The following is a 12282-nucleotide window of genomic DNA, read 5'->3' on the forward strand; positions in this document are numbered from 1 at the left end:
CTCAGGCGACGCCGAGGTGCGATCGGTCGGTGAGCACGATCGGGCCGTCCTCGGTGATCGCGATGGTGTGCTCCGAATGCGCGCCGCGCGAGCCGTCGGCCGAGCGCAGCGTCCAGCCGTCGGGATCGGTGATCAGCTCGTCGGTGGACTGCAGGAACCACGGCTCGAGCGCGAGCACGAGCCCGGCCCGCAGGGGATACCCGCGCCCGGACTTGCCGTCGTTGGGCACGTGCGGGTCGCCGTGCATGATGCGGCCGACGCCGTGGCCGCCGAAGTCGGTGTTGATCTCGTAGCCGTCCGCGTGGGCTATCGCGGAGATCGCGTGCGAGATGTCGCCGATGCGGTTGCCCACGACCGACGCGGCGATCGCCGCATCCAGCGCCCGCTCCGTCGTCGAGATGAGCGCGAGGTCCTCGTCGCGGGGCGCGCCGACAACGAAGGACACGGCGGAGTCGGCGACCCAGCCGTCGACAGCGACGGCGAAGTCCAGCGAGACGAGGTCGCCGTCGCGCAGGTCGTAGTCGAAGGGGAGCCCGTGCAGCACCGCATCGTTCACCGAGGTGCAGATGACCTTGCCGAACGGACGCGCGCCGAACGACGGGTGGTAGTCGATGTAGCAGGACTCGGCACCCGCGCGACGGATGAGGTCGTGCGCGCGACGGTCGATCGCGAGCAGATTGGTGCCGACCTTCGTCTCGTCGCGCAGGGTCGCGAGCGTCTCGGCGACGAATCTGCCCGCGGGCCTCATCGCCTCGATCTCGGCGGGTGTGCGCAGCTCGATCATCGGGCCGTCCTCTCTTCGCCTCCATTCTGTCGGATGCCCCGACGTCTGGCTGGGAGGATGCCTCGCGTCGCACGCGGAGGGGGTCCTCGATCCTTCCGACCGGCGTACCATCTGAGGCATGTGGCTTCGTCGGGGATTCTTCGGGTGGCTCATCCCGGCCGCCTTCGTCCTGCCGCTCTGGCTGTTCGTCGGCTGGGCGGTCACCGGCGCCGGTGGCTGGGCGTTCCTGTGGATGCTCTTCGCGATCCCCGGCGTCTTCGTCTGGCAGGTCATCCTGACGCTGCTCGTCCGCGCGCGCGGGACCGTTCGCGCGCAGCGCGCCGTGTCGTGGTGGGATGTGCTGGGCTTCACCGTCTGGCACGCCCTCGTCATCGCGCTGGGCTTCTTCGATCCCGTGTGGTGGACGCCCGTCCTCGTCGTCGCCGTGCTCGCCGGGCTCGGTCTGTTCTGGGGTGAGCTCGCCCAGCTGTGGCGCGAGGCGCGACCCACCAGCATCCTCCTCCGCACGAACGAGGGCATCGGCTACATCCCCCCGATGGCGACCTCCGAGCCGGCCGCCGAGCGCCCCGAGATCATCGTCGTGTCGGAGAATCGCAGCCCCTCGGACGCCTGAGCGTCGCGTTTTGGCCGGTTGCGGCATCCATGGCAGAATGGATGTTTGTGCCCTGACCAGGTTCTGCCTCAGGGGAACCGTCGCCCGGCCTTCGCCGGCGGCATCGGGTACACGACATCCTTTCCATTCCTTCCCGCGGTCGACCTGTGGCGGCCGCAGAGAGAAACGATCATGCAGATCCTCGACTCCGTCGACGCGGCATCGCTGCGCTCCGACATCCCGACCTTCGCCCCGGGCGACACCGTCAAGGTGCACGTCAACATCACCGAGGGCAACCGCTCGCGCATCCAGGTCTTCCAGGGTGTCGTCATCGGCCGCCAGGGCGACGGCGTGCGCGAGACCTTCACGGTCCGCAAGATCAGCTTCCAGGTGGGCGTCGAGCGCACCTTCCCCGTGCACAGCCCGGTCATCGACCACATCGAGCTCGTGACCCGCGGCGACGTGCGTCGCGCCAAGCTCTACTACCTGCGCGAGCTGCGCGGCAAGAAGGCCAAGATCAAGGAGAAGCGCGACTGACCGCGTCTCCTGCGAAACCCCGGGCCCACGTGGTCCGGGGTTTCGTGTTCTCCGCCGGGAACACGCCGCGAATGCACGCTCGCCGCCGCGCCGCGCCGCGTCGGATGTGCGAACCTTGGAACACGACTGCGCCGCCGCGCGGCGAGCACCTCGAAGGACCCAGATGACGACCGAGCAGACGGCTCCCGAAGCTTCGCTCCCGACGCGACGATCCGAGGCTGAGCGCAACGCGCCGCGCCGCCGGGGATGGGTCACGTTCCTGCGCGATGTCGTCGTCATCATCCTCGTCGCGGTGCTCGTCTCGTTCCTGGTCAAGACGTTCGTCGTGCGGTCGTTCTACATCCCGTCCGGCTCGATGATGAACACCCTCATGATCGACGACCGCATCTTCGTCGACGAGCTCACGCCGCGTTTCGGCGAGTACGAGCGCGGCGACATCGTGGTCTTCCGCGATCCGGGCGGCTGGCTGCCGCCGAGCCAGCAGCCGGCGCGGCCCCCCGTTCTCGAGGCGATCGACTGGGTGCTCTCGCTCGTCGGGCTGACGGCGCCCGACAGCGACGATCACCTCGTCAAGCGCATCATCGGGCTTCCGGGCGACCACGTCGTGTGCTGCAACGCGATCGGCCAGATCACCGTCAACGGCGTGCCGATCGACGAGACCGCGTACACGAACCTGCCCGACGGCAGCCCCGCCTCGGCCGATGCCTTCGATGTCACGGTGCCCGAGGGGAGCCTGTGGGTGCTCGGCGACAACCGGAACAAGTCGAAGGACTCCCGCTACAACCAGGATCAGCCCGGCAAGGGCTTCGTGCCGATCGACAACGTGGTCGGGCGCGCGTTCATCATCACGTGGCCGTTCGACCGCTTCGGCCTCCTGGACTTCCACCACGAGGTCTTCTCGGGGGTGCCGGCTCCATGACGGTCGCCGAGCCTCGTCTGACTCTCGAGCGGCGGCTGCTCAAGGAGCATCCGATCGTCATCGCGTGCGACGAGGTCGGCCGCGGCGCGCTCGCGGGGCCGGTCGCCGTCGGTGCCGCGGTCATCGACGCTCCGCGCTCGCGCAAGCGCATCCCGCAGGGGCTCCGCGACTCGAAGCTCGTGCCCGAGCTGCGCAGGGCGGATGTCGCGGCCCGCGCCGCCTCGTGGGTGTCGGCGAGCGCCGTGGGGTGGTCGAGCTCGGCCGAGATCGATGAGATCGGCATCATGCGTGCGCTCGGGCTCGCGACGATCCGGGCTCTGGCCGATCTGCGCGCGCATGGGATCGTGCCCGAGGAGGCGATCGTGATCCTCGACGGCAATTACGACTACATCACGCCCGCGGGGGCGACCGGCCTCCTCGTCCGGCCCGTCATCAAGGCGGATCGCGATTGTGCGAGCGCCGCCGCGGCATCCGTCATCGCCAAGGTCGCGCGCGACGCGCTCATGACGCGACTGCACGATGACGAGCCGGTCTACGGGTGGGCGCGCAACAAGGGGTACGCCAGCCCCGACCACCGCGACGCGATCCGCTCCCACGGGCTGTCGGCGCAGCATCGTGCGTCGTGGTCGATCGCCGACGCCCCGACGCTCTTCTGAGCCTCCCTAAGATAGAAGCACCATGGATGACGACGTCTTCGAGGACTACGACCGCGAACTCGAGCTGGCGCTCTACAAGGAGTACCGCGATGTCGTTTCGCAGTTCCAATACGTGATCGAGACCGAACGACGCTTCTACCTCGCCAACGAGGTCAACGTCGTGCGGCGCGACACCGAGCACGACTTCTATTTCGAGATCTCGATGACCGACGTCTGGGTGTGGGACATCTACCGCGCCGACCGGTTCGTCAAGAGCGTGCGCGTGCTGACGTTCAAGGACGTCAACGTCGAGGAGCTCTCGCGGCGCGACTTCCACCTGCCCGAGGAGCTCTCGCTCGACACGTGAGCCGCGTCGACTCCTCCACAGCCGAGGCGTAGAGTCCTCGATCCACGGTTCCGCCGATCTCGCTGCCGCGTGGCATTCGACGCGCGCACGCTGGGGGAATGGCAGCGAAAGACGACCTCGGCAGAGCTGGTGAAGCCCGCGCGGCGCGGTACCTCGAGACGATCGGCTGCACGATCGTCGACAGAAACTGGCGGTGTCGCGACGGCGAGCTCGATCTCGTCGCGACGACGCCGACGACCCTGCTGATCGTCGAGGTCAAGGCGCGCCGCAGTGCCGGCTTCGGGCATCCGCTCGAGGCCATCGACCCGGTCAAGCAGAACCGGCTCTGGCGGCTGGGCATGGCATGGATCGCCCAGCATCGCGATGTCGTCCAGGGCCGGCGGCTCCAATTCGCGGCGATCGGGTTAACCGGCCCCGACCCGGCGACCGCGGCCCTCGATTTCGTCCCCGACCTCGAACTGCGATGAGCGTCGCGCGCACGTGGGCGGTGGCCCTGACAGGTCTCGACGGGCACCTGGTCGACGTCGAGGCCGACCTGTCCAATCAGATCCCCGAGTTCAAGATCATCGGCCTCGCGGACAAAGCGCTCGGCGAGGCCGTGCAGCGCGTCCGCAACGCGAGCGCCAACAGCGGCCTGCCGCTGCCGCGCCGGCGCCTGACGGTGAACCTCTCGCCCGCGAGTCTCCCCAAGCAGGGGTCCGGATTCGACGTCGCGATCGCGATCGCGGCGCTGGCGACCGAGGCGACGTTGGATGCCGCCTCCGTCGCATCCACGGCGCACCTCGGCGAACTGGGGCTCGACGGCCGCCTGCGGCCCGTGCCGGGCATCCTTCCCGCCGTCCTCGCGGCGGCACGCGGGGGAGTGCGTCGTGTCGTCGTGCCCGCCGCCAATCTCGCCGAGGCCGGACTCGTCGACGGCGTCGAGGTCGTGGGCGCGATCAACCTCGCCGCGGTCGCCGCGCTCCACGGCGCGAAGGTCGAGGTCCCCGATCAGGCACCCGTCGGAGTGCCAGACACCGACAGCGTCGCGGAATCCCGCCTGGATCTGGCGGATGTCGTCGGTCAGCCCGAAGCCGTCGACGCGCTCGTCGTCGCGGCGGTGGGTGGCCATCATCTGCTCATGTCGGGACCGCCCGGCGCGGGCAAGACGATGCTCGCCCGGAGGCTGCCCGGCATCCTTCCCGACCTCGATGACGACGCGGCGCTTGCCGCGGCGTCGGTGCGCTCACTCGCGGGACGCCCGGTCACGGCCCTCTCCCGCGTGCCGCCGTTCGAGGCCCCGCATCACAGCACGAGCGTCGCGGCGCTCGTCGGCGGGGGATCCCGCTTGGTCCGCCCGGGAGCCATCGCTCGTGCGAGTGAAGGCGTCCTCTTCCTGGATGAGGCGGGGGAGTTCCAGGCCAGCGCGCTCGACGCGCTCCGTCAGCCGCTCGAGAGCGGCGCGATCGAGATCCATCGCGCCGGCTTCTCCGCCTCCTTCCCGGCGCGGTTCCAGCTCGTCCTCGCAACGAACCCGTGCCCGTGCGGCAACTACGGCGTGCGGGGTGCGGCGTGCACGTGCACGCCCATGGCGATCCGGCGCTACCTCGGCCGGCTCTCGGGACCGCTGCTGGACCGCATCGACATCGAACTGCACCTCGCGCGCGTGTCGGTCGCGGCGCGGGCTCGCGAGACCTCTGCGCTGACGACCGACGCGGCGCGCGACCGTGTGCACGAGGCTCGTCTGCGATCCGGTCATCGCCTGCGCGAGACGCCGTGGGCGCTCAACGTCCAGGTGCCCGGAACATGGCTGCGGGACGGCCCGACCGCACCCAGCCCCGCCGTGCGCCGTCCGCTCGACGCAGCACTCCACCGGGGCGCGCTCACGCTTCGCGGATACGACCGCGTCCTGCGGCTGGCCTGGTCGCTCGCCGACCTGGCGGGCCGGTCGCAGCTGGGGGTCGACGACATCGGGCGCGCGCTCTACCTCAAGAAGGGACTCACGACATGACACCGTTCGATCTCTCGGCCGCGACGGCACGGCGGGCGCTCGCGGGCGTCAGCGACACCGGCGGTCTTGACGACGCCGCCGCGATCGACCGCTACGCGCGCGCCATCTGGAGCGGCGTGAGCGAGCCGGGCGACGGCGTCGTCGGCACGCTCGTCGCCACCCTCGGTGCGACCGAGTCGCTTGCACGTGCCGCCGACCCCACGCTGCGGATCGAGGGTGTGACGGCTCGCGAGCTCGAACAGGCACGCCGACGCTGGCATCCGCGGCTGCACGCGACGGCGGTCAGCGATTCGCTGTCGATCGCGCGGGTGCGCGGTGTTCGGCTGCTCACCCCGGACGACGTGCACTGGCCGGCGCAGGTCGACGACCTGGGCCGTCACGCACCGCTCTCCCTCTGGGTGAGAGGCGCCGTGTCGGTGCTTCCATCGCCGCATCCTTCGGTGGCGATCGTCGGGGCGCGTGCCTCGACGGGCTACGGCGATCACATCGCGATGGAGCTGGCTGCCGAACTCAGCGGAGGCGGCATCCCGGTCGTGTCGGGCGCCGCTTACGGCATCGACGGCGCGGCGCACCGTGCCGCTCTCCGCGTGGGGGGACGCACGGTCGCACTCCTGGCCGGCGGGGTCGAGCGAGCGTACCCGACGGGCCATACGGGGCTCATCGACGACATCGCTCGGGCGGGCGCTGTCGTGAGCGAGGTCCCGTGCGGTTCGACGCCCACGAAATGGAGGTTCCTGCAGCGCAATCGACTCATCGCCGCGCTTTCCGACGCGACGATCGTCGTCGAGGCGGGGTGGCGCAGCGGCTCGCTGAACACCGCGCACCACGCCCTCGATCTGGGCCGCGGACTCGGTGCCGTGCCCGGGCCGGTGACGAGTCCCGCGTCTGCCGGCGCTCACCAGCTGCTGCGCGCGGGGCACGCCCATTGCATCACGAGCGCCGACGACGTCCGCGAACTGCTCGGATTGAGCCCGACGGCGACACCGCCGCCCACCGACGGCCGCCTGGCCACGGATGCGGCGATGCGCGTGCGGGATGCTCTCAGCACGCGGTCCTGGCGTGATGCGAGCGATATCGCGCGGCGCAGCGGGATGGCGCGCATCGAGGTCGAGGCACTGCTGGGAATGCTCCATCTCGGGGGTGAGATCGAACGCGGCACCGGCGGGTGGCGCCGGGCTACGGCGGCGGCGCGCGGGTGAGTGACATCGGAGCCGTGCGCCAGGACGCGCAGCGCTGTGGCGAGAGGGGGACGCGGTGCGCCGCCGAGCCCCGACCGCCGTCGCGCGGCATGCTGGGAGCGTGGAACTCGCGAACGCGGCGGACGCCTACGCACGGCATCTCGCCGATGTGCGTCGGCTCTCTCCCGCGACGGTCCGGGCCTATCGTTCCGACCTCGCGGACCTCGAGGCGAGCGTGAACGGTGCCGAACTCACCGCGATCGACGTGGAGTACCTGCGGGAGTGGCTGTGGCGCGCGACGAAGCGGGGCGATGCGCGTTCCACGATCGCACGCCGTACGGCGGCCGCCCGCGGCTTCTTCGCATGGGCGACGGACGCCGGGCTGCTGCCGAGCGACCCGAGTGCGCGGCTCGTGGCGCCCAAGCGAGGCCGGACGCTTCCCACGGTCGCCACGGCGGACGGGCTCTCGGACGCGCTCGACCGACTCGAAGCCGCCGCGGCCGACGGCGACCCGATCGCGCTGCGGGATCACGCGCTGATCGAGATGCTCTACGGCACGGGAATGCGCGTGTCCGAGCTCTGCGGACTCGACCTCGACGACATCGACCGGTCTCGGCGCACCGCGCGCGTCCTGGGCAAGGGATCGAAGGAGCGGGTCGTGCCCTTCGGCGGGGCGGCGCACCGCGCCCTCGACGCGTATCTGGTCCGCGGGCGCCCCGCGCTCGCGGCGCGCGGCGGCACGGCATCCCCCCGCTCCGTCTTCCTGGGGGCGCGCGGCGCACGGCTCGGCGCGCGCGCCGCGTACGACGTCGTCTCGCGCTTCGTCGGACCGGTCGTGGGAGGCACGGCCGGACCGCACGCACTGCGCCATTCCGCCGCGACCCACCTCCTCGACGGCGGCGCGGACCTGCGCACGGTGCAGGAGATCCTCGGCCACGCGAGCCTGGGTACGACGCAGATCTACACGCACGTCTCGAGCGAGAGGCTCACGGCGGCCTATCGCCTGGCCCACCCGCGCGCGTGAGCCGCCATCGGACGTGGCGGCGGCGGGAGGTGCGGATCAGCAGCAGGGCAGCAGCACGGCGCGTGGCACCCCGCCCAGCAGCAGAAGCGGGTTGATGTACTCACCGTCTCGTCGCACGCCGAAGTGCAGGGCACCGGTCGGGGCGTGCCCGCCGAGGCTGACGACGCCGACCTCCGCACCGCGCGTGACGGCCTGGCCGGGACGGAGAGCGGACTCGATCGGCTCGAACGTCGTGACGAAGCCGCCGCCATGATCGATGGTCAGGATGCCGCGCCCCGCGACCTCGCCCGAGAAGGCGACGATGCCATCCGTCGGCGCCAGGACCTCATCTCTCGCGAGCGGCCGGAGGTCGATGCCGCGGTGGCCGGCTGCGTAGGCGTGTGCGGGGGCGACGTACGGCGCGTCGAGCCGGAAGCCGGCGAGAGGCCAGGCCCAGCGCAGCGACGCATCGGCGACCGCCTCCGCAGAGGCGGACGGATGCGCACCGGCGCGCGCATCGGCGACCGCGGGGGCGGCGGACCAGAGGAGCAGCCCGACCACGGCGAGCCCGGCGGTTCGCGTCGCGCGTCGGTGAGCGGAAGGTCCCATGCGACCAGCGTGCCTGCGCGCGGCCAGCGGGGGGAGCGTGGCGTCGGATGGCGGGGATGAAGCGGCACGCGCGGCGGCTGGGGAGGAGCGCGCGGCTGATACACTGGTGGAGCATCCCTTCATCGGGGTGACTACGCGTGCCCAGAGCGCTGCGGGTTCCCAGGAACACCGCCGCGCGGCACACCCTCCCAACGGTCCTGCTTTTGCGGGCGGGAGTGTGGCCGGGCACCAGGCTCGCCGGCCGATTCGGTCCGGCGCGAAACAACCGCACGGCGCGAGAGCGCCAGAACAGGAGAACGGCCATGGCCGTCGTCACCATTCGCCAGCTGCTCGACAGCGGCGTCCACTTCGGACACCAGACCCGCCGGTGGAACCCGAAGGTCAAGCGCTTCATCCTCACGGAGCGCTCCGGCATCCACATCATCGACCTCCAGCAGTCGCTCACGTACATCGACAAGGCGTACGAGTTCGTCAAGGAGACCGTCGCCCGTGGTGGCACGGTGCTCTTCGTCGGCACCAAGAAGCAGGCGCAGGAGATCATCGCCGAGCAGGCGACCCGCGTCGGCCAGCCCTACGTCAACCAGCGCTGGCTCGGTGGTCTCCTCACGAACTTCTCCACGATCTCCAAGCGCCTCGCGCGCATGAAGGAGCTCGAGGAGCTCGACTACGAGACCCCGGCCAACAGCGGCTTCACGAAGAAGGAGCTCCTGCTCAAGAAGCGCGAGCTCGACAAGCTGCACAAGTCGCTCGGCGGCATCCGCAACCTGACCAAGACGCCTTCGGCGATCTGGGTCGTCGACGCCAAGCGCGAGCACCTCGCGGTCAACGAAGCCACCAAGCTCGGCATCCCCGTGATCGGCATCCTCGACACGAACGCCGATCCCGACGAGTTCCAGTTCCCGATCCCGGGCAACGACGACGCGATCCGCTCCGTGGGCCTGCTCACGCGCATCATCGCCGACGCCGCGGCCGAGGGTCTGATCCAGCGCCACCAGCCGACCGACGAGTCGGCCGAGGCCGCCGAGCCCCTCGCCGAGTGGGAGCGCGAGCTCCTCGAGACGCCCGCCGCCGAGGCGATCGTCACCGATGTGGCCGAGGTCGAGACCATCGCCACCGAGTCCGACGCCGACCGCGCCGGTGCCGCTGCCCGCGAGGTCGCTCCTGCAGCCGCCGAGGCCGAGGCCGCCGACGACGCGAGCCAGGACGCCGAGGCGCCGGTCCAGGACGAGGCCGCCGAGAAGGTCGCGGCCGACGAGGCCGAGGCCGTCAAGGAAGCCGCGGAGTAACCTCCGTCCGCAACGCACTTCCGTCTCGGCGGGATCCACTGCGCCTCGAGAGGCAACGAGGGTCCCGCCGAGGCATCCCACGAGAACTCACCACAATCAAGGAGCCGCCACACCATGGCAAACTTCACGATCGCTGACATCAAGGCGCTGCGCGACCAGCTCGGCACCGGCATGGTCGACACCAAGAAGGCTCTCGAAGAGGCCGACGGCGACGTCGAGAAGGCCGTCGAGATCCTGCGCCTCAAGGGCGCCAAGGGCAACGCCAAGCGTGCCGACCGTTCCACGAGCGAGGGCCTCGTCGCCGCTCGCGAGGTGGGCGGGAAGGTCACGCTCATCGAGCTCGCGTGCGAGACGGACTTCGTCGCGAAGAACGACCGCTTCATCGCGCTGGCGGACAAGGTCGCGGATGCCGCGGCCGCCGTCTCGGCCGACTCGGTCGAGGCCGCCCTGGCCGCCGACGCGGGTGGTCAGACCGTCGAGCAGCTCATCGCCGACGAGGCCGCCATCATCGGCGAGAAGGTCGAACTGCGTCGCGTGCGCACGCTGTCGGGCGACCACTTCGAGGTCTACCTGCACAAGACCAGCAAGGACCTCCCGCCGCAGGTCGGCGTGGTCCTGGCCTACTCGGGCGACGACGCCGAGACCGCTCGCAGCCTCGCGCAGCACATCTCGTTCGCCAACCCGTCCTACCTGACGCGCGATGAGGTCCCCGCGGCCGACGTCGACAAGGAGCGGGAGATCGTCACCGAGATCTCCCGCCAGGAGGGCAAGCCCGAGGCGGCACTCCCGAAGATCGTCGAAGGTCGCGTCAACGCCTTCTTCAAGCAGGTCTCGCTGCTCGATCAGGACTACGCCAAGGACAACAAGCTCTCCGTCGCGCAGGTCGCGAAGGACGCAGGTCTCACCCTGACGGGCTTCGCCCGCTTCAAGGTCGGCGCGTAGCACGTCGGAACGGCCCGCATCGAGATCGATGCGGGCCTTTTCCGTGCCCGCCACCTGCCCGGTGACGTCCCGGGCCGATAGTTTGTACACGCGACGAGAGGACCACCCCCGTGATCGATGAAGCCACCGGACGCCGCCGCGTCCTCCTCAAGCTCTCCGGAGAAGCATTCGGAGGGGGACAGCTCGGCGTGAACCCCGACGTCGTCAGCGCCATCGCGCAGGAGATCGCAGCGGCCGTCGACCGCGTCGAGATCGCCGTCGTGGTCGGCGGCGGCAACTTCTTCCGCGGCGCGGAACTCAGCCAGCGAGGCATGGATCGCGGTCGGGCCGACTACATGGGCATGCTCGGCACCGTCATGAACGCGCTCGCGCTGCAGGACTTCCTCGAGCAGGCGGGTGCGGCGACCCGCGTGCAGTCCGCCATCTCGATGACCCAGGTCGCCGAGCCGTACATCCCGCGTCGTGCGGAGCGGCACATGGAGAAGGGCCGCGTCGTCATCTTCGGCGCGGGCGCCGGCCTGCCCTACTTCTCGACCGACACCGTCGCCGCGCAGCGCGCCCTCGAGATCGATGCGCAGGAGGTCCTCGTCGCCAAGAACGGCGTCGACGGCGTCTACACGGCGGATCCGAAGGTGGATGCCTCGGCCACCAAGATCGACCGCATCACGTACCGCGACGCGCTCCAGCGGGGTCTCAAGGTCGTCGACTCGACCGCGTTCAGCCTGTGCATGGACAATCGGATGGACATGCGCGTGTTCGGGATGGAACCGGCGGGCAACGTGACGCGCGCGCTGCTGGGCGAGTCGATCGGCACACTCGTCACCGCGTGAGGCGCGCTGCCCCAGTAGACTCGACCCCGTACGAAACACCGGAGGAGACATAGTGATCGCGGACGTCTTGGCAGATGCCGGAGCGCGCATGGACCGCGCCGTCGAGGGCGCGAAGGAGGACTTCGCCACCGTGCGGACGGGCCGCGCGAACCCTCAGCTCTTCCAGAAGGTGCTCGTGGACTACTACGGCAGCCCCACACCCCTCGCACAGCTCGCTTCGGTGAACGCGCCCGAAGCGCGCACTCTCATCGTCACGCCGTACGACAAGTCCGCGCTCAAGTCGATCGAGCAGGCGATCCGCGACATCCCGAACCTCGGTGTCAACCCCACCAACGACGGCAACATCGTGCGCATCACGATGCCCGAGCTGACCGAGGAGCGCCGCAAGGAGTACGTCAAGCTCGTGCGTTCGAAGGGTGAGGACCACAAGGTCCACATCCGCGGCATCCGTCGCAAGTCCAAGGACGACCTCGACGATCTCAAGAGCGAGTTCGGCGAGGACGAGCTCGTCCGCGCCGAGAAGGAGCTCGATGCGCTCACGCGCGCCCACGTCGACGCGATCGACGAGGCGCTCAAGCGCAAAGAGGCAGAGCTTCTCGAGGTCTGAGGA

The 12282-nt window shown here is 70.3% G+C and carries 15 protein-coding genes; 13 read left to right on the forward strand and 2 right to left on the reverse strand.

Features of this window, described 5'->3' with window-relative positions:
- Nucleotide 1: 1 nt before the first annotated feature.
- Nucleotides 2-784: a type I methionyl aminopeptidase gene (map, locus tag ACTIFV_RS09440; protein WP_439592530.1), complete on the reverse strand. Its 783-nt coding sequence runs from the start codon at nucleotides 782-784 to the stop codon at nucleotides 2-4.
- Between the two features lie 118 nt (nucleotides 785-902).
- On the opposite strand from map, the gene ACTIFV_RS09445 reads away from it, so the two are divergent.
- From ACTIFV_RS09445 to ACTIFV_RS09485, 9 genes are all read left to right on the forward strand, one after another.
- Nucleotides 903-1397, forward strand: a complete 495-nt coding sequence (locus ACTIFV_RS09445; protein WP_439592531.1) for an MFS transporter permease — start codon at nucleotides 903-905, stop codon at nucleotides 1395-1397.
- Between the two features lie 171 nt (nucleotides 1398-1568).
- Nucleotides 1569-1913, forward strand: coding sequence for a 50S ribosomal protein L19 (gene rplS / locus ACTIFV_RS09450; RefSeq protein WP_439592532.1), 345 nt, complete (start codon nucleotides 1569-1571; stop codon nucleotides 1911-1913).
- 163 nt (nucleotides 1914-2076) lie between these two features.
- On the forward strand, nucleotides 2077-2832 hold the full coding sequence (gene lepB / locus ACTIFV_RS09455; protein WP_439592533.1) for a signal peptidase I: 756 nt from the start codon (nucleotides 2077-2079) through the stop codon (nucleotides 2830-2832).
- Nucleotides 2829-3488, forward strand: coding sequence for a ribonuclease HII (locus ACTIFV_RS09460; protein WP_439592534.1), 660 nt, complete (start codon nucleotides 2829-2831; stop codon nucleotides 3486-3488). The genes lepB and ACTIFV_RS09460 overlap by 4 nt, the downstream gene beginning before the upstream one ends.
- A gap of 22 nt (nucleotides 3489-3510) precedes the next feature.
- Nucleotides 3511-3834, forward strand: coding sequence for a DUF2469 family protein (locus ACTIFV_RS09465; RefSeq protein ID WP_439592535.1), 324 nt, complete (start codon nucleotides 3511-3513; stop codon nucleotides 3832-3834).
- Between the two features lie 98 nt (nucleotides 3835-3932).
- A complete protein-coding gene (locus ACTIFV_RS09470) occupies nucleotides 3933-4301 on the forward strand; it encodes a YraN family protein (protein ID WP_439592536.1) in 369 nt (122 codons plus the stop codon).
- Nucleotides 4298-5824, forward strand: coding sequence for a YifB family Mg chelatase-like AAA ATPase (locus tag ACTIFV_RS09475; RefSeq protein WP_439592537.1), 1527 nt, complete (start codon nucleotides 4298-4300; stop codon nucleotides 5822-5824). Before ACTIFV_RS09470 ends, ACTIFV_RS09475 begins: the two co-directional genes overlap by 4 nt.
- The gene (dprA, locus tag ACTIFV_RS09480) at nucleotides 5821-7023 is read left to right on the forward strand and encodes a DNA-processing protein DprA (protein ID WP_439592538.1); all 1203 of its coding nucleotides are present in this window, start codon (nucleotides 5821-5823) and stop codon (nucleotides 7021-7023) included. The genes ACTIFV_RS09475 and dprA overlap by 4 nt, the downstream gene beginning before the upstream one ends.
- 100 nt (nucleotides 7024-7123) lie before the next feature.
- Complete coding sequence (locus ACTIFV_RS09485) at nucleotides 7124-8026, forward strand: tyrosine recombinase XerC (RefSeq protein ID WP_439592539.1); 903 nt, start codon at nucleotides 7124-7126, stop codon at nucleotides 8024-8026.
- A 36-nt stretch (nucleotides 8027-8062) separates the two neighbouring features.
- Here the strand turns inward: ACTIFV_RS09485 and ACTIFV_RS09490 are convergent, their stop codons facing one another.
- Nucleotides 8063-8614: a murein hydrolase activator EnvC family protein gene (locus ACTIFV_RS09490; protein WP_439592540.1), complete on the reverse strand. Its 552-nt coding sequence runs from the start codon at nucleotides 8612-8614 to the stop codon at nucleotides 8063-8065.
- 302 nt (nucleotides 8615-8916) lie between these two features.
- On the opposite strand from ACTIFV_RS09490, the gene rpsB reads away from it, so the two are divergent.
- From rpsB to frr, 4 genes are all read left to right on the forward strand, one after another.
- On the forward strand, nucleotides 8917-9900 hold the full coding sequence (rpsB, locus tag ACTIFV_RS09495; RefSeq protein ID WP_439592541.1) for a 30S ribosomal protein S2: 984 nt from the start codon (nucleotides 8917-8919) through the stop codon (nucleotides 9898-9900).
- Nucleotides 9901-10014: 114 nt separating this feature from the next.
- Nucleotides 10015-10842 carry a translation elongation factor Ts gene (gene tsf / locus ACTIFV_RS09500; protein ID WP_439592542.1) on the forward strand — a complete coding sequence of 276 codons (828 nt, stop codon included), beginning with the start codon at nucleotides 10015-10017 and terminating at the stop codon, nucleotides 10840-10842.
- A 110-nt stretch (nucleotides 10843-10952) separates the two neighbouring features.
- Complete coding sequence (pyrH, locus tag ACTIFV_RS09505) at nucleotides 10953-11672, forward strand: UMP kinase (protein WP_439592543.1); 720 nt, start codon at nucleotides 10953-10955, stop codon at nucleotides 11670-11672.
- 52 nt (nucleotides 11673-11724) lie between these two features.
- On the forward strand, nucleotides 11725-12279 hold the full coding sequence (gene frr, locus ACTIFV_RS09510; RefSeq protein ID WP_439592544.1) for a ribosome recycling factor: 555 nt from the start codon (nucleotides 11725-11727) through the stop codon (nucleotides 12277-12279).
- The last annotated feature ends 3 nt before the right edge of the window (nucleotides 12280-12282 follow it).

Origin of the sequence: Microbacterium sp., assembly GCF_051860965.1 — a bacterium.
Lineage (GTDB): Bacteria > Actinomycetota > Actinomycetes > Actinomycetales > Microbacteriaceae > Microbacterium.

What these genes read in the sequence shown, in the direction of transcription:
- rplS (WP_439592532.1), top strand. Translation starts at nt 1,569, where the DNA reads ATGCAGATCCTCGACTCCGTCGACGCGGCATCGCTGCGCTCCGACATC.
- map (WP_439592530.1), bottom strand. Translation starts at nt 784, where the DNA reads ATGATCGAGCTGCGCACACCCGCCGAGATCGAGGCGATGAGGCCCGCG.
- ACTIFV_RS09465 (WP_439592535.1), top strand. Translation starts at nt 3,511, where the DNA reads ATGGATGACGACGTCTTCGAGGACTACGACCGCGAACTCGAGCTGGCG.
- tsf (WP_439592542.1), top strand. Translation starts at nt 10,015, where the DNA reads ATGGCAAACTTCACGATCGCTGACATCAAGGCGCTGCGCGACCAGCTC.
- dprA (WP_439592538.1), top strand. Translation starts at nt 5,821, where the DNA reads ATGACACCGTTCGATCTCTCGGCCGCGACGGCACGGCGGGCGCTCGCG.
- ACTIFV_RS09490 (WP_439592540.1), bottom strand. Translation starts at nt 8,614, where the DNA reads ATGGGACCTTCCGCTCACCGACGCGCGACGCGAACCGCCGGGCTCGCC.
- lepB (WP_439592533.1), top strand. Translation starts at nt 2,077, where the DNA reads ATGACGACCGAGCAGACGGCTCCCGAAGCTTCGCTCCCGACGCGACGA.
- rpsB (WP_439592541.1), top strand. Translation starts at nt 8,917, where the DNA reads ATGGCCGTCGTCACCATTCGCCAGCTGCTCGACAGCGGCGTCCACTTC.
- ACTIFV_RS09475 (WP_439592537.1), top strand. Translation starts at nt 4,298, where the DNA reads ATGAGCGTCGCGCGCACGTGGGCGGTGGCCCTGACAGGTCTCGACGGG.
- ACTIFV_RS09445 (WP_439592531.1), top strand. Translation starts at nt 903, where the DNA reads ATGTGGCTTCGTCGGGGATTCTTCGGGTGGCTCATCCCGGCCGCCTTC.
- ACTIFV_RS09470 (WP_439592536.1), top strand. Translation starts at nt 3,933, where the DNA reads ATGGCAGCGAAAGACGACCTCGGCAGAGCTGGTGAAGCCCGCGCGGCG.
- ACTIFV_RS09460 (WP_439592534.1), top strand. Translation starts at nt 2,829, where the DNA reads ATGACGGTCGCCGAGCCTCGTCTGACTCTCGAGCGGCGGCTGCTCAAG.